Origin of the sequence: Ancylobacter mangrovi, from assembly GCF_024752355.1 — a bacterium.
GTDB classification, from domain to species: domain Bacteria; phylum Pseudomonadota; class Alphaproteobacteria; order Rhizobiales; family Xanthobacteraceae; genus Ancylobacter; species Ancylobacter mangrovi.
In genome coordinates this window covers 213,312-232,812 of sequence record NZ_JANTHZ010000005.1, presented here as the reverse complement: position 1 = coordinate 232,812, position 19,501 = coordinate 213,312, and the positions used below count along the sequence as shown (strand labels likewise).

Annotated in this window: 18 protein-coding genes; 16 read left to right on the top strand and 2 right to left on the bottom strand. The window is 68.8% G+C overall.

Annotation, left to right across the window (positions count from 1 at the left end; all coding sequences use genetic code 11):
* Positions 1-2 precede the first annotated feature (2 nt).
* The 6 genes from NVS89_RS13350 (at position 3) to mdoH (ending at position 6,985) form a co-directional block, all read left to right on the top strand.
* On the top strand, positions 3-833 hold the full coding sequence (locus NVS89_RS13350) for an ABC transporter permease (protein ID WP_258733241.1): 831 nt from the start codon (positions 3-5) through the stop codon (positions 831-833).
* 2 nt (positions 834-835) lie between these two features.
* Positions 836-1,642, top strand: a complete 807-nt coding sequence (locus tag NVS89_RS13345) for an ABC transporter ATP-binding protein (protein ID WP_258733240.1) — start codon at positions 836-838, stop codon at positions 1,640-1,642.
* 10 nt (positions 1,643-1,652) lie between these two features.
* Positions 1,653-2,405 (top strand): ABC transporter permease, encoded by a 753-nt coding sequence (locus NVS89_RS13340; RefSeq protein WP_258733239.1) that lies wholly within the window; start codon positions 1,653-1,655, stop codon positions 2,403-2,405.
* A complete protein-coding gene (locus NVS89_RS13335) occupies positions 2,405-3,109 on the top strand; it encodes a fumarylacetoacetate hydrolase family protein (RefSeq protein ID WP_258733238.1) in 705 nt (234 codons plus the stop codon). The genes NVS89_RS13340 and NVS89_RS13335 overlap by 1 nt, the downstream gene beginning before the upstream one ends.
* Before the next feature lie 184 nt (positions 3,110-3,293).
* Positions 3,294-4,838, top strand: a complete 1,545-nt coding sequence (locus tag NVS89_RS13330; RefSeq protein ID WP_258733237.1) for an OpgD/OpgG family glucan biosynthesis protein — start codon at positions 3,294-3,296, stop codon at positions 4,836-4,838.
* Positions 4,839-4,843: 5 nt separating this feature from the next.
* Positions 4,844-6,985, top strand: a complete 2,142-nt coding sequence (mdoH, locus tag NVS89_RS13325; protein WP_258733236.1) for a glucans biosynthesis glucosyltransferase MdoH — start codon at positions 4,844-4,846, stop codon at positions 6,983-6,985.
* Between the two features lie 3 nt (positions 6,986-6,988).
* Here the strand turns inward: mdoH and NVS89_RS13320 are convergent, their stop codons facing one another.
* On the bottom strand, positions 6,989-7,381 hold the full coding sequence (locus NVS89_RS13320; RefSeq protein WP_258733235.1) for a RidA family protein: 393 nt from the start codon (positions 7,379-7,381) through the stop codon (positions 6,989-6,991).
* Positions 7,382-7,393: 12 nt separating this feature from the next.
* Positions 7,394-8,779, bottom strand: a complete 1,386-nt coding sequence (locus NVS89_RS13315) for a formimidoylglutamate deiminase (protein WP_258733234.1) — start codon at positions 8,777-8,779, stop codon at positions 7,394-7,396.
* 110 nt (positions 8,780-8,889) lie between these two features.
* Here NVS89_RS13315 and hutI point away from each other — a divergent pair, with 110 nt between their 5' ends.
* The 10 genes from hutI (at position 8,890) to NVS89_RS13265 (ending at position 19,437) form a co-directional block, all read left to right on the top strand.
* The gene (gene hutI, locus NVS89_RS13310; protein ID WP_258733233.1) at positions 8,890-10,092 is read left to right on the top strand and encodes an imidazolonepropionase; all 1,203 of its coding nucleotides are present in this window, start codon (positions 8,890-8,892) and stop codon (positions 10,090-10,092) included.
* A complete protein-coding gene (gene hutH / locus NVS89_RS13305) occupies positions 10,089-11,624 on the top strand; it encodes a histidine ammonia-lyase (protein WP_258733232.1) in 1,536 nt (511 codons plus the stop codon). Before hutI ends, hutH begins: the two co-directional genes overlap by 4 nt.
* Position 11,625: 1 nt before the next feature.
* The gene (hutG, locus tag NVS89_RS13300; RefSeq protein WP_258733231.1) at positions 11,626-12,444 is read left to right on the top strand and encodes an N-formylglutamate deformylase; all 819 of its coding nucleotides are present in this window, start codon (positions 11,626-11,628) and stop codon (positions 12,442-12,444) included.
* 11 nt (positions 12,445-12,455) lie between these two features.
* A complete protein-coding gene (gene hutU / locus NVS89_RS13295) occupies positions 12,456-14,123 on the top strand; it encodes a urocanate hydratase (RefSeq protein ID WP_258733230.1) in 1,668 nt (555 codons plus the stop codon).
* Positions 14,123-14,698: a HutD/Ves family protein gene (locus tag NVS89_RS13290; protein WP_258733229.1), complete on the top strand. Its 576-nt coding sequence runs from the start codon at positions 14,123-14,125 to the stop codon at positions 14,696-14,698. Before hutU ends, NVS89_RS13290 begins: the two co-directional genes overlap by 1 nt.
* 47 nt (positions 14,699-14,745) lie before the next feature.
* Positions 14,746-16,119: an LLM class flavin-dependent oxidoreductase gene (locus NVS89_RS13285; RefSeq protein WP_258733228.1), complete on the top strand. Its 1,374-nt coding sequence runs from the start codon at positions 14,746-14,748 to the stop codon at positions 16,117-16,119.
* Between the two features lie 186 nt (positions 16,120-16,305).
* Positions 16,306-16,950 (top strand): amino acid ABC transporter permease, encoded by a 645-nt coding sequence (locus tag NVS89_RS13280; RefSeq protein ID WP_374114571.1) that lies wholly within the window; start codon positions 16,306-16,308, stop codon positions 16,948-16,950.
* On the top strand, positions 16,947-17,618 hold the full coding sequence (locus tag NVS89_RS13275; RefSeq protein ID WP_258733226.1) for an amino acid ABC transporter permease: 672 nt from the start codon (positions 16,947-16,949) through the stop codon (positions 17,616-17,618). Before NVS89_RS13280 ends, NVS89_RS13275 begins: the two co-directional genes overlap by 4 nt.
* Before the next feature lie 15 nt (positions 17,619-17,633).
* Entirely contained in the window at positions 17,634-18,443 is an 810-nt protein-coding gene (locus tag NVS89_RS13270; RefSeq protein ID WP_309486221.1) for an amino acid ABC transporter ATP-binding protein, read from the top strand.
* Between the two features lie 214 nt (positions 18,444-18,657).
* On the top strand, positions 18,658-19,437 hold the full coding sequence (locus NVS89_RS13265) for a transporter substrate-binding domain-containing protein (protein ID WP_258733310.1): 780 nt from the start codon (positions 18,658-18,660) through the stop codon (positions 19,435-19,437).
* Positions 19,438-19,501: the final 64 nt, after the last annotated feature.

Below are 19,501 nucleotides of genomic sequence, written 5' to 3'. Positions count from 1 at the left end.
GGATGGTGGCTCCCGCACATCTGGACGGCTCCTCGCGAGCCGTCCACCCGCCCGAGGCCTCGCCGCTGCGGCAGAGGCTGGCACGGCATCGCGCATCGATCTTCCGCATCGTGTCGATCGGTCTTTTCTGCCTGGCCTGGGAGATCGCCGGCCGTATCCCTATCAGCTTCGCCTTCCCGACCTTCCTCGAGACGCTGCGCGCCTTCATCGAGATGCTGCTCGATGGCTCGCTCATCGCCGCCTACGGGCAGACGCTGCAGCCGCTCGTCATCGGCGTGGCCATCTCCGCCATTCTCGGCGTGACGCTCGGCATCGTCATGGGGCTGTCGCGCTTCTCCGAGTGGCTGATCGCCCCGGTGTTCGTGGTGCTGCAGGCGGCGCCGATGGCGGCGCTGATCCCGCTCATCACCTTCGTCTACGGCATCGGCCTGCTGTCGAAGACGCTGGCGGTGATCATGCTCGCCCTGCCGGTGATCGCGCTCAACGGCTACAAGGCGGTGCGCAACGCCAATCCCTCGCTGGTGGCCATGTGCTACTCGTTCCAGGGCACCTGGTGGCAGCGCATCACCAAGATCATCATCCCCGATGCCAGCCCGGTCATCTTCGCCGGCCTGCGCCTCGGCCTCGCCGCCGGCTTCATCGGCGTGATCCTCGCCGAGCTGCTGATCACCCCGACCGGCATCGGCGACCTCATCACCTATCACCGCTCGGTGGCGGACTATCCCGAGATGTACGCCGCCGTCGTCTCCATCATCCTGGTGTCGACCCTGACGCTGGCCGCGCTTGAGGCTTTCGAGCTTCGCGTGCTGCGCCCCGAGAAGAGAAGGTCCTGACCATGCGGAATATCACGGCCCAGGCCACCGCAGCCGCCTCCCAGCCTTCCGGCGCCGACGTCGCCGTCGAGGTGCGCGGCGTGTGCAAGATGTACAACGACGTCGAGGCGCTGCGCTCGATCGACCTCGACTTCCCGGTCGGCAAGCTGACGACGCTGCTCGGTCCCTCCGGCTGCGGCAAGACCACGCTGCTCAAGATCATCGCCGGCCTGATCCCCGCGACTTCCGGCGAGATCCGGGTCAACGGCAAGGTCGTCACCGGCCCGGGCCCGGAGCGCGCCTTCGTGTTCCAGGACTTCGCGCTGATGCCGTGGGCGACGGTGATGCGCAACGTCGCCTTCGGCCTCGAGCTGAAGGGCATGGGCAAGGACGAGCGCCAGTCGATCGCCCGCAAGTACATCGCCGAGGTCGGCCTGACCGGCTTCGAGAACAAGTACCCGCACGAGCTCTCCGGCGGCATGCGCCAGCGCGTCGGCCTCGCCCGCGCCTTCGCGGTGAACGCGGACGTGCTGCTGCTCGACGAGCCGTTCTCGGCCGTGGACGAGCAGAACCGCCGCAAGTTCCAGGAAGACCTGCTGCGCCTCGTCGAGCTGGAGAAGAAGACCTTCATCTTCGTCACCCACTCGATCGAGGAGGCGGTCTACTGCTCGGACCGCATCGTCATCCTCTCCCGCCGGCCGGGGCGCATCGCGCAGGTGATCGAGCCGGACATCGACCACAACGAAAGTCCCGATGCCATCCGCCGTGACCAGGGCTATCTCGATACGGTCGAGGAGATCTGGCAGGGCCTCAAGCGCTACGTCGACTGAGGAGGGAGCCATGAAACTCTTTGGCTACCGCGTGCCGATGATGGCCTCGCTCGTCTTCTGGTGCGTGATCTGGGAAGTGGTCGGACGCTCCGGGGTGATGTTCCTCATCCCGCCGCTGTCCGAGGTGCTGGTGGCGGCGTTCCACCTGGTGCAGACCGGGAGCTGGCAGTCGGCGGCGGTGACGACGCTGAACAGCTTCCTGATCGGCATGTTCTTCGCCATCATCGCCGGCGTCGTGCTCGGCGTGCTGATGGGCCGGTTCAAGGCGGCGGACGAACTGTTCGGCATCTGGGTCAACATCTTCGTCTCCGCGCCGCTCTCGGCGCTGGTGCCGGTGCTGATGATCCTGTTCGGCATGGGCGACACCACGGTGGTGGTCACCGTGTTCCTGTTCGCCGTGTGGATCATCGTGCTGGACACGCGCGCCGGCATTCAGAGCGTGCCCCCCTCGCTCGTTGAGATGGGGAAGAGCTACGGGGCCTCGCCCTTCGAGCTCTACACCAAGATCATCCTGCTCGCGGCGCTGCCGGAGATCCTGGCCGGCATCCGGCTGGGCGTCGTCCGCGGCGTCAAGGGCGTGGTGATCGGCCAGTTGCTGGTCTCGATCATCGGCTACGGCGCACTGTTCGAGATGTATTCCCGCAACTTCGACATGGACAACTTCTGGGCGCTGACGATCATCCTGTTCATCGTCGCCATGGCGTTGTCCGCCCTTATCGAATCCATTGAAAAACGCGTCGACTATTACGCTGGAGCACGCTGATGAACGCGCCTATCGACACTTCCGCCTATGTGATCACGCCGCCCGGCATTCCGACGCTGCCTGTCGCGGATTCGGACAAGCTGTTCCCGATCCACCGCATCTACTGCGTCGGCCGCAACTATGCCGAGCATGCGATCGAGATGGGCCACGATCCCAACAAGGAGCCGCCCTTCTTCTTCCAGAAGAACCCCGACAACGTCATCACCAACGGCACCTTCCCCTATCCGGACAAGTCCAGCGACGTGCATTTCGAGATGGAGATGCTGGTCGCGCTCGGTAAGGGCGGCGTCAACATCCCGGTCGAAAAGGCCATGGAGCATGTGTGGGGTTACGGTGTCGGTCTCGACATGACCCGCCGCGACCTGCAGGGCGAGGCCAAGAAGCTCGGCCGCCCGTGGGAGGTCGGCAAGTCGTTCGAGGCGTCCGCCCCGTGCTCGGCGCTGATCCCGGCCTCGAAGATCGGCCATCCCGACCAGGGCAAGCTGTGGCTGAACGTCAACGGCACGCAGCGCCAGATCGGCGACCTCAACCAGATGATCTGGAAGGTGCCGGAGATGATCTCCTACCTTTCCGGCCTGTTCGAGCTGCAGCCCGGCGACGTCATCATGTCCGGCACGCCTGCCGGCGTCGGCGCGATCCAGCGCGGCGACGTGATGGAAGGCGGCGTCGACGGCGTCGCCACGCTCACCGTCAAGGTCGTCTGAGCCGACCGATTCCCGCCTGCCCACCCGTCGGCCCTCGTGGCCGGCGGGTTTTTTTGTTCCGGCGCCGACCCCTCTACGCACGCCCTCGCGCGATACCACCGCGCGGGAACCGAATTCCCGTTCAGCGCTTGTTCCGGTGCCGCGACGCAGCATCCGCGGCACGATGGGGAAAGCGAGGTCGGGCATGCGTCGTCGGGAGGTGTTGATCGGGGCCGCGCTGGTGCCGGCATTGGCGGCGTTGCCGGGCATGCTGATGTCCGGGGGAATCGCGCCCGCCGAGGCGGAGGCCGGCAAGGCCGGCAAGGAAAGCCCGTTCGACGCCCAGACCGTGCGCCAGCTCGCCCGCGAACTCGCCACCCAGCCCTATGCCGCGAGCGACCGCAGCCTGCCGTCCGAGCTCGACAAGCTCAGCTATGACGACTACCGCAACATCCGCTTCAACGCCGACCAGGCGCTGTGGCGGGGCGAGGATTCGAAGTTCCAGGTGCAACTCCTGCATCGCGGCTTCCTGTTCCGCGACAAGGTCGACATCCATCTCGTCGACGGCGGCAAGGCGCAACTGCTCCCCTACAACCCCAACATGTTCCGCTTCGAGCACGGGCTGAAGGCACCCGACCCGAAGCTCGACCTCGGCTTCTCGGGCTTCCGGCTGCACAGCCCGATCAACCGGCCGGACTATTTCGACGAGGTCGCGGTGTTCCAGGGCGCGAGCTATTTCCGCGCCATCGGCAAGGGGCAGGGCTACGGCACCTCGGCGCGCGGCCTCTCCATCAAGACCGGCGACTCCGGCGGCGAGGAATTCCCGATTTTCAAGGCGTTCTGGATCGAGAAGCCGCAGCCGGGCGTCGATTCGGTGGTCGTGCACGCGCTGCTCGACAGCCCGAGCGCGGCGGCGGCGCACCGCTTCACCATCCGCCCCGGCGACTCGACGCTGATCACGGTGGAGATGACGCTCTACCCGCGGGTCGATGTCGACCAGGTCGGGATCGGCTCGCTGACCAGCATGTTCATGTTCGGCCCGAACGACCGCGAGGGCGTCGACGATTTCCGCCCCATGGTGTGCGACGCCAACGGGCTCTCCATCCTCACCGGCACCGGCGAGCGGCTGTGGCGGCCGCTGTCGAACCCCTCGCGGCTGCAGATTTCCTCCTTCGCCAGCACCAATATGCGCGGCTTCGGACTGATGCAGCGCCAGCGCTCCTTCTTTGACTATCAGGACCTCGAGGCGCGCTACGAGAAGCGCCCCAGCGTCTGGGTCGAACCAATCGGCGATTGGGGGGACGGCGCGGTGATCCTGGTCGAGATCCCCACGCCCGAGGAGGTGCACGACAACATCGTTGCCTTCTGGCGTCCGAAGGAGCCGCTGCGCAAGGGCCGCGAATATTACAGCACCTACCGCCTGCACTGGGGCTGGGACGGTCCCGACAAGGCGGATATCGGCCGCTTCGGCGCCACGCGCGTGGGCGGCACGGACGAGCGCCGGCTGTTCGTGCTCGACGTGGTGGGCGACAAGGTGAAGGGGCTCTCGCCCGAAGGCCTCTCCGCACCGGTGACGGCCAGCAAGGGCAAGGTGTCGGACATAGTGCTCCGGCCCAATCCCGACATTCAGGGGTGGCGGATCTCGTTCAATTTCGAGCCGCAGGGCGCCGACCTTTCCGAGATGCGCGCCGAGTTCCTGCGCGGCGAGGAGAAGCTGGCCGAGACCTGGGTCTATCGATGGACGGCGTAGCGACCATGCGCGCCGAACCCGGCGGCGGGATCGCGGCCCTGCCGCCCTCCATCGCGTCCGCGCTTCCCCCGCCGGCGCCGATCGACATGCCCGAGCAGTCGCTTGCCGAGAGGGTGGAGGCGCTTCATCCGCCGGCACTGCGCGGTTCGCTGATCGTCCGGCGGCTCTTCGTCATCGGCGGGGCGGCGCTGATGACGGGCTTCGCGGCCTGTGAGATGTACGAGGTGCTGGAGGTCGGCGGGCTGACGCTGCTGGAAATGGCGGTGCTCGGCCTGTTCGTGGTGCTGTTCGCCTGGATCGGCTTTTCCTTCACCAATGCGCTCGGCGGCGCGATCGCCATGCTGAGCCATCGCCCGGGCGAACTCGGCATCGACCCGTCCGCGCCGCTGCCGGCGCTGGCGCAGCGGACCGCGATCCTGATGCCGACCTATAACGAGGCGCCGGCGCGGGTGTTCGGCGGGCTGCAGGCGACCTATGAATCGATCGCGGCGACGGGCGCGATCGAGGCGTTCGACTTCTTCATCCTCAGCGACACCACCGATGCCGATGTGTGGGTTGAGGAGGAAGCCGCATTCCTCGCGCTGCGCGAGCGCACCGGCGGCGGCGAGCGCCTGTTCTACCGCCGCCGCGCCCGCAACATCGACCGCAAGGCCGGCAATATCGCCGAGTGGGTGACCCGCTTCGGCGGCGCCTATGAGTGCATGCTGGTGCTCGACGCCGACAGCGTGATGAGCGGCGACTGCGTGGTACGCATCGCCGCCGCCATGGAGAGCAACCCGAAGGTCGGGCTGATCCAGACCCTGCCGGTGATCGTGGGCGGGCGCACGCTGTTCGCGCGGATGCAGCAGTTCGCCGGCCGGCTCTACGGCCCGCTGATCGCGCGCGGCCTCGCCTGGTGGCACGGGCCGGAGAGCAATTACTGGGGCCATAACGCCATCATCCGCACCCGCGCCTTCGCCGGATGCGCCGGGCTGCCGCACCTCACCGGGCGCAAGCCGTTCGGCGGGCACATCCTCAGCCACGACTTCGTCGAGGCGGCGCTGATCCGGCGCGGCGGCTGGGCCGTGCACATGGTGCCGTGGCTGGAGGGCTCCTACGAGGAGGGCCCGCCCTCGCTCACCGACCTCGCCGTGCGCGACCGGCGCTGGTGCCAGGGCAACCTCCAGCACGCCGCGGTGCTGCCGGCGCGCGGCCTGCACCTGGTCAGCCGGATGCACATGCTGGTCGGTATCGGCTCCTATGTGACGGCGCCGCTGTGGCTCGCCATGCTGCTCGCCGGCCTGCTCACCGCCCTGCAGGCGCGCTTCGTGCCGCCGGACTATTTCCCGTCCGAGTTCTCGCTTTTCCCGAGCTGGCCGGCGCAGGACCCGATCCGCGCCGCCTGGGTGTTCATCGGCACCATGTCGGTGCTGCTGGCGCCCAAGCTCATCGGCTACCTGCTGATGCTGCGCCATGGCGAGGTGCGGCGCGGCTTCGGCGGCGGCCTGCGGGCGCTGGCGGGGTTGCTGAGCGAGACGCTGATCGCCGGCCTCGCCGCGCCGGTGATGATGCTGGCGCAGTCGGCGGCGGTGATGGGCATCCTCGCCGGGCAGGACGGCGGCTGGCAGCCGCAGCGTCGCGACGATGGCAGCGTGAGCGTGCCCGAGACGCTGAAGCATTTCACACCGCACACGCTGTTCGGCGTGCTGCTGGGCGGGGCGGCGCTGGCGATCTCGCTGCCGCTGTTCCTGTGGATGACGCCGGTGGTACTCGGGCTGGTGCTGGCCGTGCCGCTGGTGGTGTGGACCGGCGGCGTGCGCCGGCTCTTCGCCGGGCTCATGACCATTCCGGAGGAGGCACACCCGCCCGAGGTGCTCACGCGCGCCTGGCAGTTCGCGCAGGAGATCGACAGCCAGCAGGAGAGCGGCGAAGCGGTGGAGCGGCTGGTGCACGACCCCGAGCTTCTCGCCGCCCACCGCGCGATGCTCGCCGATGGCGGCGAGCGCCGGGCAGGCGACTATGCGCCCGAGCGGCTGGTGGCGCGGGCGAAGGTGGAGGATGCGCGCGATCTGGAGACGGCGCTCGGCCTCCTCGCCCCGCGCGAGAAGGCCGCCGCGCTCGGCGATGCCGCGACGCTGGAGGGTCTCCTCGCGCTGGCGCGGCAGTGAGCCTCAGGGCCGGCGGGCGACGAAGTCGATCTCGACCAGCGCGTCGCGCGCGAGGCCGGTGACGCCGATGCAGGTGCGCGCCGGGCGCCGGTCGGCCGGGAAATAGGACGCATAGGCCGCGTTCATCGCCGGGTAGTCGCGCTTGAACTCGGTGAGGTAGATGCGCGCCTGCACGACATGGCTGAGGTCGAGGCCGATGCCGGCGAGCACCAGCACCAGATTGTCCATCACCCGCCGGGTCTGCGCCTCGACACCCTCGGGCAGGGGGCGGGAATCGTCGTCGGGCCAGGTCGGCATCTGGCCGGTGACGAAGACCCAGCCATCGGCCTCGACGGCGTGGCTGAACGGGGCGACCGGCGTCGGGGCGCCGGGAACCATGAAGAACTGCGGCGCCATCGATCTCTCCAATCAGGACGCGATTCGGCCCAGCGCGGCGCGGAAGCGCGCCTCGACCGGCAGGCGGGCGCGGTGGCGACCGCCCACCACCAGCTTGTCGCCGCGCCGCCAGACGCAGTCAACGGCCGGACGCGCCGCCGCGAAGATCCAGGCGTCGAGCGCCGCCGCGCCCTTGCGGCCGGCGAGGGCGGGGTGGTTGATGTCGAGGGTGACGATGTCCGCCGGCGCGCCGATGGCGAGCCCGGCGCGGGTCCCGAGCGCCTGGGCCTCCGGGGTCGGCGCCCCGAGCGCCTGTGCGCCGCCCTCCAGTGCCGCCGCGAACAGCGCGCCGCCGGTCGATTTGCCCTCGCTGATGGCAAGGACGTTGCGGGCGCGATGGGCGAGGCGCTGGGAATATTCCAGCAGGCGTAGCTCGCCGGCGACGTCGATCAGCACGTTGGAATCGGAGCCGACGCCGTACCGCCCGCCGGCGGCCACGAAGTCCGGCGCCGGGAAGATGCCGTCGCCGAGATTGGCTTCGGTGATCGGGCACAGCCCCGCCACCGCGCCGCTCGCCGCCATGCGGCGGGTTTCCTCGCCGGTCATGTGGGTGGCGTGGATCAGGCACCAGCGACCGTCGACTGGGGCGTTGTCGAGCAGGTGCTCGACCGGCCGGCGGCCGGACCAGGCGATGCAGTCCTCGACTTCCTTGGTCTGCTCGGCGACATGGATGTGGACGGGACCGCCCTCGGCCAGCGGCAGGATCGCGGCGATCTCCTCGGCGGTCGCGGCGCGCAGGCTGTGCGGCGCGATGCCGACGACGGCGTCCGGCAGGGCCGCCGCTGCCTTCCGAGCCGATTCAATAAGCCGCCCGAAGCTGTTGACGTCGTTTATGAAGCGGCGCTGGCCGTGATTGGGCGCCTGGGCCCCGAAGCCGCCATGGGCGTAGAACACCGGCAGCAGGGTGAGGGCGATGCCGGTCTGCTGCGCCGCCGCCGCGATGCGCTGGGCGAGCTCGCCGATATCGGCATAGGCCGAGCCGTCGCGGTCGTGGTGGAGATAATGGAATTCGCCGACGCGGGTGTAGCCGGCCTCCAGCATCTCCACATAAACCTGCGCGGCGATGGCCTCGACATCCTCCGGGTCCATGCGGTCGACCGCGCGATACATGGCTTCGCGCCAGGTCCAGAAGCTGTCGCCGGTGGGGCCGCGCACCTCGGTGCCGCCGGCGAAGGCGCGCTGGAAGGCATGGCTGTGGAGATTGGGCAGGCCGGGCAGGGCGAGGGCGTGGCGCTCGTCACCCGCCGAAGGCGCGGTGCCGGGGGTGACGGCCGCTATCTGTCCCCTCACCATGTCGATGGCGACGTCCGACGCCCAGCCGGTGGGAAGGAGGGCGGTCTCGAACCAGAGGTGGGTCATCGCGGCATCTCTCCCTCGACGCTATGGACAAGCCAAATTGGATGCGATTATGTATAGACATTATCCGCGCGACTGCCAAACGCAATCGCCGTAATCGAGAAGGGGAACCGATGCGCTGCGACCGCATATGGCGTGGGGCGAGGCTGGCGACGCTCGATCCGGCGCGTCCCGGCCTCGGTGTCGTGGAGGACGGGCTGGTCGCCGCCCTGGACGGGCGAATCGCCTATGCCGGCCCCGCCTCCGACGCGCCGGCCTTCGACGCGGCCGAGAGCGTCGACTGCGAGGGCCGCTGGATCACGCCGGGGCTGATCGACTGCCATACCCATCTGGTGTTCGGCGGCAACCGCGCGCACGAATTCGAGCTGCGGCTCGCCGGCGCCTCCTATGAGGAGATCGCCCGGGCGGGCGGGGGCATCGTCTCCACCATGAAGGCGACCCGCGAGGCGAGCGAGGGCGAGCTCGTCGCCTCCGCGCTGCGCCGGCTCGACGCGCTGCTGGCCGAGGGCGTCACCACGGTCGAGGTGAAATCGGGCTATGGGCTGTCGCAGGATGCCGAGCTGAAGAGCCTGAGGGCCGCCCGGGCGCTCGGCGGCGAACGTCCGGTCTCGGTGACGACCACCTTCCTCGGCGCCCACGCCCTGCCGCCCGAGTTCAAGGACGACCGCAGCGGCTATGTCGACGCCGTCATCGCCATGCTGCCCGAGATCGCGCAGGAGAGGCTGGCGGACGCGGTCGACGCCTTCTGCGAGGGCATCGCCTTCCAGCCCGACGAGGTCGCCCGCGTGTTCGAGGCGGCGCGTGCTCTGGGGCTGCCGGTGAAGCTGCATGCGGACCAGCTCTCCAATCTCCATGGCGCCCGGCTCGCCGCCGGTTTCGGCGCGCTCTCGGCCGACCATCTCGAACATACGGACGCGGACGGCGCCGCCGCCATGGCGAAGGCCGGCACGGTCGCGGTGCTGCTCCCGGGCGCGTGCTACTTCATCCGCGAGACCAGGATGCCGCCGGTCGACCTGTTCCGGCAGCACGGCACACATATGGCGCTGGCCACCGACTGCAATCCCGGCACCTCGCCGCTGACCTCGCTGCTGCTGACCATGAACATGGGCGCGACCCTGTTCCGCATGACGGTGGACGAGTGCGTCGCCGGGGTGACGCGCGAGGCGGCGCGGGCGCTGGGGCGGCTCGACGAGGTCGGAACGCTGGAGGCCGGCAAGAGCTGCGACCTCGCGATCTGGGACATCGAGCGGCCGGCCGAGCTGGTCTACCGCATGGGTTTCAACCCGCTGCATATGCGGGTGTGGAGGGGTCAATGAGCGATATTGTTCTCAAGCCGGGCGATGTGAGCCTCGCCGAGTGGCGGGCGGTCTATCGCGGCGCAGGCGTCCGTCTCGACCCTGCCTGCCTGCCGGCCGTGGAGCGCTCGGCGAAGGCGGTTGCGGACATCCTCGCCCGCGGCGAGCCGGTCTATGGCATCAATACCGGCTTCGGGAAGCTCGCCACGGTGAAGATCGGCGATGCGGATCTGGCGAAGCTCCAGCGCAACATCGTGCTCTCCCACGCCGCCGGCGTCGGCGAGCCGATGCCGGTGCCGATCGCGCGGCTGATGATGGCGCTGAAGCTCGCCAGCCTCGCCCAGGGCGCGTCCGGCATCCAGCCGGGCACGCTGAAGCTGCTGGAGGCGATGCTGGCCAAGGGGCTGACCCCGGTGGTGCCCTGCCAGGGCTCGGTCGGCGCCTCTGGCGATCTCGCCCCGCTCTCGCACATGACGGCGACCATGATCGGGGTCGGCGAGATCTTCGTCGGCGGCGTCCGGCTGCCGGCCGACGTCGCGCTTGCCGATGCGGGGCTGGCCCCGGTCGAGCTCGGCCCGAAGGAGGGCCTCGCGCTCCTCAACGGCACGCAGTTCTCCACCGCCAACGCGCTGGCCGGCCTGTTCGAGGCCGAGAACCTGTTCCGCTCGGCACTGGTGACGGGCGCGCTCTCGACCGACGCCGCGCGCGGCTCGGACGCGCCGTTCGACCCGCGCATCCACCAGCTTCGCAAGCATCGCGGCCAGATCGAGACCGCGGAGGCACTGCGCCGGCTGATGGAGGGATCGGCCATCCGCGCCTCGCATCTGGTGGGCGACGAGCGGGTGCAGGATCCCTATTGCCTGCGCTGCCAGCCTCAGGTGATGGGCGCCGCGCTCGACGTGCTGCGACAGGCCGCCGCCACGTTGGGGACCGAGGCCAACGGGGTTTCCGACAACCCGCTGATCTTCGCCGAGGACGGCGTGGCACTCTCGGGCGGGAATTTCCACGCCGAGCCGGTCGCCTTCGCCGCCGACATGATCGCGCTCGCGGTGTGCGAGATCGGCTCGCTCAGCGAGCGGCGCGTCGCCATGCTGGTCGACCCCGCGCTCTCGACCATGCCGGCCTTCCTCACCCCGAAGCCCGGCCTCAACTCCGGCTTCATGATCCCGCAGGTCACAGCCGCCGCGCTCGTCTCCGAGAACAAGCAGCGCGCCTATCCGGCCAGCGTCGATTCCATCCCGACCTCCGCCAACCAGGAGGACCACGTCTCCATGGCCGCCCATGGCGCCCGGCGCCTCGCCGGTATGGTGGAGAACGCGGTCTGCGTGATCGGGATCGAGCTACTCGCCGCCGCGCAGGGCTGCGACTTCCACCAGCCGCTCGCCTCCAGCCCGGTGCTGGAGAAGGTGCGCGCCGCGGTGCGGGCGCAGGTGCCCCATCTCGACGACGACCGCCATTTCGCGCCGGACATGGAGGCGGCGAACGCGCTCGTGCGCTCCGGCGCCGTCGCCGCGCTCGCCGCGGACATGCTGCCGGCCATCAGCGGGGAGTGACATGAGCCATCCCGACTTCATCACCGTCCATCGCGGCACTGCGCCGCTCGTCGTCTCGCTGCCCCACACCGGCACCGACATCCCCGAGGAGATCGCGGGCGATCTCGTCTCGCCCTGGATGGCGCGCAAGGATGCGGACTGGTGGATCGAGAAGCTCTACGACTTCGCCGCCGATCTCGGGGCGAGCGTGGTGCGCACCTCGGTCTCGCGCACGGCGATCGACGTGAACCGCGATCCCTCGGGCGTCTCGCTCTATCCCGGGCAGGCGACGACCGAGCTGTGCCCGACCACCACCTTCGACGGCGAGCCGCTCTACAAGGAGGGCAGGGCGCCGGACGTGGCGATGCGCCGGGCGCGCTGGTTCGATCCCTACCACGCAGCCCTCGAAGCGGAGATCGAGCACGCGCGAAGCGTCCACGGCACCGTTTCGCTCTATGACTGCCATTCGATCCGATCGGTCATTCCGCGCCTGTTCGAGGGCACGCTGCCGAACTTCAACATCGGCACCAATTCCGGGGCGAGCTGCGCGCCGGAGCTGCAGGCCGAGGTCGAGCGCATCTGCGACGCGACCTCGTTCAGCCGGGTGAGCAATGGCCGCTTCAAGGGCGGCTACATCACCCGCCATTACGGCGCGCCGGAGCGCGGTGTCCATGCCGTGCAGATGGAGCTCGCCTGCCGCACCTACATGCCCGAGGAGCTTGGCCCCGTCGGTCCGCAGGACTGGCCGAGCGACTATGATCCCGCCTATGCCGCCCCCTGCCGGGCGGCCGTTACCGACATTCTCAAAGCGTGCCTTGCCTTCGCACGCTCGCACGCCTGAGGAGAGCCTTCATGTCCCGTCTCGACAATTCGCGCGTCATCCATGCCCCGCACGGTACCGAGCTCGCCGCCAAGAGCTGGCTGACCGAGGCGCCGATGCGCATGCTGATGAACAATCTCGATCCCGACGTCGCCGAGAAGCCCGGCGAGCTGGTGGTCTATGGCGGCATCGGGCGGGCGGCGCGCGATTGGGAGTGCTTCGACAAGATCGTCGCGACGCTGAAGACGCTGGAGGCGGACGAGACGCTGCTGGTGCAGTCCGGCAAGCCGGTGGGCGTGTTCCGCACCCACAAGGACGCGCCGCGCGTGCTGATCGCCAACTCGAACCTGGTGCCGCGCTGGGCGACCTGGGAGCACTTCAACGAGCTCGATAAGAAGGGGCTCATGATGTACGGCCAGATGACGGCCGGCTCCTGGATCTATATCGGCGCCCAAGGCATCGTGCAGGGCACCTACGAGACCTTCGTCGAGATGGGCCGCCAGCATTTCGGCGGCAGCCTCAAGGGCAAGTGGATCCTCACCGGCGGCCTCGGCGGCATGGGCGGGGCGCAGCCGCTCGCCGCCACCATGGCCGGGGCGAGCTGCCTCGCCATCGAGTGCCGGCCGTCCTCGATCGAATTCCGCCTGCGCACCGGCTATCTCGACACCCACACCACCGGCGTCGACGAGGCGCTGGCGATGATCGAGAAGTCCTGCGCCGAGGGCAAGCCGCTCTCCGTCGGCCTGCTCGGCAACACCGCCGAGATCCTGCCGGAGCTGGTGAAGCGCGGCGTGAAGCCGGACATGGTGACCGACCAGACCTCCGCCCATGATCCGGTGAACGGCTACCTGCCGATCGGCTGGACGCTCTCCGAGTGGGAGGACCGCAAGCAGTCCGACCCCGCCGGCGTCGCCAAGGCCGCCAAGGCCTCGATGGCGGTGCATGTGAAGGCGATGCTCGACTTCTTCCACGCCGGCATCCCGACCGTCGATTACGGCAACAACATCCGCCAGATGGCGCTGGAGGAGGGCGTGACCAACGCCTTCGACTTCCCCGGCTTCGTGCCGGCCTATATCCGCCCGCTGTTCTGCCGCGGCGTCGGCCCGTTCCGCTGGGCGGCGCTCTCGGGCGACCCGGAGGACATCTACAAGACCGACGCCAAGGTGAAGGAGCTGATCCCCGACAACGCGCATCTGCACAACTGGCTCGACATGGCGCGCGAGCGCATCCACTTCCAGGGCCTGCCGGCGCGCATCTGCTGGGTGGGGCTGGGCGACCGGCACCGGCTCGGCCTCGCCTTCAACGAGATGGTGCGCAAGGGCGAGCTGAAGGCGCCCGTCGTCATCGGCCGCGACCACCTCGATTCCGGCTCGGTCGCTTCGCCCAACCGCGAGACCGAGTCGATGCGCGACGGCTCCGACGCCGTGTCCGACTGGCCGCTGCTCAACGCCCTGCTCAACACCGCCTCCGGCGCGACCTGGGTGTCGCTGCACCATGGCGGCGGCGTCGGCATGGGCTTTTCCCAGCATGCCGGCATGGTGATCTGCTGCGACGGCACCGAGGACGCCGATGCGCGCCTCGCCCGGGTGCTGTGGAACGACCCGGCGACGGGCGTGATGCGCCACGCCGATGCGGGCTACGAGATCGCCATCGAATGCGCGAAGGAGCACCAGCTCAACCTGCCGGGGATCCTCGGCTGATGCGTCTGCTGCACGCCGGCGACCATATCGTCATGCCGTGGAAGAACGGCGCCGGCGCGACCACGCAGATCGCGATCGCCCCGCCCGGCGCCTCGCTCGACAGCTTCGACTGGCGGGTGAGCATGGCCGGCGTGGTCGAGGACGGGGCGTTCTCGACCTTCCCCGGCATCGACCGCACGCTGGCGGTGCTGGAGGGCGAGGGGATCGTGCTGGAGGTGGAAGGCGCACCGCCGCGCCGCCTGACGGGCGAGAGCGAGCCGGCGGTCTTTCCCGGCGACGTGCCGACGCGGGCGGCCCTGATCGGCGGGCCGATCACCGACCTCAACGTGATGAGCCGTCGCGGGCGCCACGCCCACCGGCTCACCCGGCGCATAGTCGACGCGCCGGTGACTCTGGCGCCCGGCGGCGGCATCATGCTGGTGCTGGCGCTCTCGCCGGGGCTGCGCGTCGGCGGCGAGCGGCTGGAGCGGCTCGACGCCGCGATGCTCGACGCGCCGACCCGCATCGAGGCCGACCATGCGACCATCTGCTACGTCATCGAGTTGTGGGAAGTCGCCGACGGGCACGGAAATTAAGTCTATACAATAACAGCGCTGCTTTGGGTCGAGAGGAGGCCGCCAGGATGCGTCGTTCGGACAAGCTGAAGCTCGGGACCTTCGTCTATACCTTCGGCTACAATCCCGCCGGCTGGCTTCACCCGGGATGCGATGTGAACGGTGCCAATGATTTCCGTCATCTTCTTAAAGTGGCGCAGATCTCCGAGGCGGCGAAGTTCGACTTCATGTTCATGGCGGATTCGCCCGCCGCCGCCGTGGGCGACCCCGAAGCCCTGTGCCGCATGCCGACCAAGATGAACCGCTTCGAGCCGATGACGCTGCTTTCGGCGCTGGCGGTCTCGACCTCGCATCTCGGCCTCGTGGCGACCGCCTCGACCTCCTATTACGAGCCCTTCAACCTCGCCCGCATCTTCGCCTCGATCGACCATCTCAGCGGGGGGCGGGCGTGCTGGAACGTCGTCACCTCGGACCATGACGAGACCGGCTACAACTTCAACCGCGAGGGGCTCGACCCGCACGCGCTGCGCTACGAGCGCGGCAAGGAGTTCGTCGACGTCATGTTCGGGCTGTGGGACAGCTACGAGCCCGACGCGCTGAAGCTCGATCGCGAGAGCGGCATCTATTACGACAAGGAAAAGCTCCACACGCTCGACCACAAGGGCAAGCACTTCCAGGTGCGTGGCCCGCTCAACATTGCCGCCTCGCCGCAGGGCCGGCCGGTGATTGCGCAGGCGGGCGGCTCGGAAGCGGGCATCGAGCTCGCGGCGGAGACGGCGGAGGTGGTGTTCTCGCTGGCCTCCAATCTCGAGCGCAGCCAGGCCTTCTACGCGACCCTCAAGGACCGCATGGCGAAGTACGGCCGCGGGCCGGACGAGCTGAAGGTGATGCCCGGCGCGGTCATCAATGTCGGGCGCACGGAGAGCGAGGCGCGAGAGAAGGTCCGCTACCTCGCCGACAAGCTGCATCCGGACGCCGGGCGGCAGATGCTCGCCGAGTTCCTGGAGGCGGACCTCTCGGGCGTGCCGCTCGACGAGCCGTTCCCCAAGGACCGCCTGCCGGCGACGCCCAAGGGCTCCAAGGCGCTGTTCGACGAACTGACCAGCTTCGTGATGAAGGGCCACACGGTAGGCGAGCTGATCCGCCTCTACAGCGAGAAGCACACCGGCAACGGCATCACCGGCACGCCGGCGCTGGTCGCCGACTTCATGGAGGAGTGGTTCGAGGGACGGGCGGCCGACGGCTTCATCGTCATGTGCCCGACCCTTCCCTCGGCGCTCGAGGACTTCACCGAGCTGGTGGTACCGGAGCTGCGCCGGCGCGGGCTGTTCCGCGACGACTATGAGGGCACCACGCTGCGCGCCAATCTCGGCCTGCCCACGCCCGAGAACCGCTACGCCCGCGCCCGCCGGCAGAAGGGCGAAGCTGTGGGCGCCGCCTAGCATTCGCCGAAAGGCGCTTGGCCGTTCGGCATTTGGCCGCCATCCTGCTTCCAGCCTCACTCTTCGTCATTCCCGCCGGCATTCGCGTGCCGGTCGGGACTGGCGGCCCCGCTACCTCGCCCACGGGCGGGGCGATAGGGCATCGGGCGGGGCGGGCCAACTGGAGCGTTGATGTTCAACACGACGATCATCATCAAGTCGCTGCCGCTGCTGCTGGAGGCCTCGGTGTGGACCGTGGTCTACTCGCTGACCTCGGTGGCGATCGGCTTCTGCATCGGCACGCTGATGTGCGCGGCGCGGCTTTCCACGTCACCAGCCGCGCGCCGGGTCTCGGCCTTCTATGTCAGTTTCTTCCGCGGCGTGCCGCTGCTGGTGCAGCTGCTGATCTCCTATTACTGCCTGCCGCTGGTCGGCATCAACGTGCCGTCCTCTGTGGCGGCGGTGGGCACGCTCGCCCTGTGCACCGGCGCCTACATCACCGAGATCCTGCGCGGCGGCTTTCTCGGCATTCCGGCCGGGCTGATCGAGGCGGCGCGGATGGTCGGGCTGTCGCGGACGCAGATCCTCACCCGCATCGAGGTGCCGCTGGCGGTGCGCTTCACGCTGCCCTCGCTCGTCAACGAGACGACGATGATGGTGAAGGCCTCCTCGCTGATCTCGGTGGTGGGGGTGCTGGAGCTGACCCGGCTCGCCCAGAACATCGCCACCTCCACCTTCCAGCCGCTGGAGATCTATCTCACCGCCGGGGCGATCTATTTCGTCATCAACGGCGTCATCACCCTGCTCGGCGCGCTGCTCGAAAGCCGCTTCCAGCTTGAGGCGGCGCGATGACCTTCAATCCGGCCATCCTCCTCGACAACTGGCGCGACCTGCTCGACGGGCTGGTGCTGACGCTCCTGATCTGGGTGGTGGGCACGGTGCTCGGCCTCGCCATCGGGCTCGTCGTCGCCACGCTGCAGCTCTTCACCAATCGCTGGGTGGCGGCGCCGCTGACCTTCTACGTCGCGCTGATGCGGGGCACGCCGTTCCTGATCCAGCTCTTCGTCATCTATTATGGCGGACCTTCCTTCGGGCTCGACCTGTCGCCACTGACCGCCGGCATCTGCGGACTGGCGCTCTATGGCGGGGCCTATTTCGCCGAGATCTTCCGCGCCGGCTTCGTCTCCGTGTCGCCGGGCCAGATCGAGGCGGCGCGGATGATGGGGATCGGCCGGCTCGACATCGTGCGCCACGTGCAGCTTCCCCAGATGCTGGTCATCATCCTGCCGGCGCTCGCCAACATGACGGTGCTGCTGTCGAAGGAGACGGCGGTGCTCTCGGTCATCACCGTGAACGAGCTGACCTCGGTGGTGCAGTCGATCGGCTCCACCACCTTCGCCTTTGCCGAGACGCTGCTGTTCCTCGCGCTCGTCTACTGGGCGCTGCTTGAAATCGTCACCGCCGCCGCGCGCCGGCTGGAGAAGCGGGTCGGCCGCTTCATGCTGCGCGCGCAGGGCTGACCGGAAAGGGCGGATATGAGCGAAGGGCCGATCATCGACGTGCGCGGCGTGTGGAAGCGCTTCGGCGCGACCGAGGTGCTGAAGGGCATCGACCTGTCGATCAACAAGTCGGACGTCACCTGCATCATCGGGCCGTCCGGCTCGGGCAAGTCGACCCTGCTGCGCTGCATCGCTTTCCTCGAGGAATACAGCGAGGGCGAGATCTACATCGAGGGCGAGCTGCTCGGCTTCGCGCAGGAGGGCGGCAAGCGCCGGCGCGTTTCCGAGGCTGAGGTGGCGCGGGTGCGGCGCAATGTCGGCTTCGTGTTCCAGCAGTTCAATTTGTGGCCGCACATGACGGCGCTGGAGAACGTGGCGGCGCCGCTGCGCCTCGCGCGCGGGATCGCGGGGGACGAGGCGGCACGGCGCGCCGGCGCGATGCTGGAGAAGGTCGGCCTGTCGGCGCGGGCGGGCGCTTATCCCAGCCAGCTCTCCGGCGGCCAGCAGCAGCGCGTCGGAATCGCCCGCGCGCTCGCCATGGAGCCGCACATCATGCTGTTCGACGAGCCGACCTCGGCGCTCGACCCGGAGCTGGTGGGCGAGGTGCTGCAGGTGATGCGCGACCTCGCCGGCGAGGGCATGACCATGGCCGTGGTGACTCACGAGATGGGCTTCGCGGCGCAGGTGGCGGACACGGTGGTGTTCCTCGACCACGGCCGGATCGCCGCGAGCGGCTCGCCGGAAGAGGTCTTCCGCCGCGACCCGAACCCGCGTCTGCGCCAGTTCCTGCAGAACTATTTCGACCGCAACGTCTTCTGGCAGTCGGAGGAAGGGGCGGCGTCCTGAAGGCGGAGGGCGCCCCCGTCTTTCGACTTGTTGCGGTGCTGCGGGGCTTGTGGATACACTTGCATATTCAAATAGTTTCGGAAGACATCTGCGTCATCCGATGAGAACAGTCGGGGAACAGGAGAGACCTATGCAGCATCCCGCTCGGCGGTACGCCGTGATACGCGCCGTCCGGCTCGCCGCCCTCGGCGTCGCCACCTCCCTGGTCGCCTCCATGGCGTTCGCGGGGCTCGGCCATGCCGAGGACCTGCTCGCCAAGGTGAAGGCCAAGGGCGAGCTGACGGTCGGCACCGAACTGCAGTTCGCGCCGTTCGACTTCATCGAGGACGGCAAGCAGGCGGGCATGAACAAGGAGATCTTCGCGGAGATCGGCAAGGATCTCGGCGTCAAGGTCACCTTCCTCGACCTGCCGTGGCCGAGCGTGCTGCCGGGGCTCGAGGCCGGCAAGTTCGACATGGTGGCGGGCCCGGCGACCATCACCAAGGCGCGCATGGAGCGCTACCGCTTCACCTCGCCGATCGCCGACGCGACGGTGGCGATCCTGAAGAAGAAGGGCGACGGCTCGATCACCAAGCCGCAGGACATCGCCGGCAAGAAGGTCGGCTCGGGCAAGGCGACCGCCCAGCTCGCCCAGCTCCAGGAATTCGCCAAGACGCTGTCGCCGGAGCCCACCATCCAGGAATATATCGACTTCAGCCAGTCCTATGCGGACCTCGGCGCCGGCCGCATCGTGGCGGTGGCGAACTCGCTGCCGAACATCGCCTTCCTCGCCAAGCAGAAGCCCGACGTGTTCGAGGTGGTCGAGCCGCCCTTCGGCAAGCCGGTCTATTTCGGCTTCATCGGCACCAAGGCGGAGGACGCCAAGTCGCTGATGGACGCGGTGGACAAGGTCATCATCGCCATGAAGCATGACGGCCGGCTCGCCGCGCTGCAGAAGAAGTGGTTCGGCACCGCCATGTCGACGCCCGACTACGTGACCGAGGCGAGCTTCTGAGGCACGCGCCTTCCGCATCGATCGACGGGGGCCGCGGCGCGAGGGTGCCGCGGCCCTTCGTATT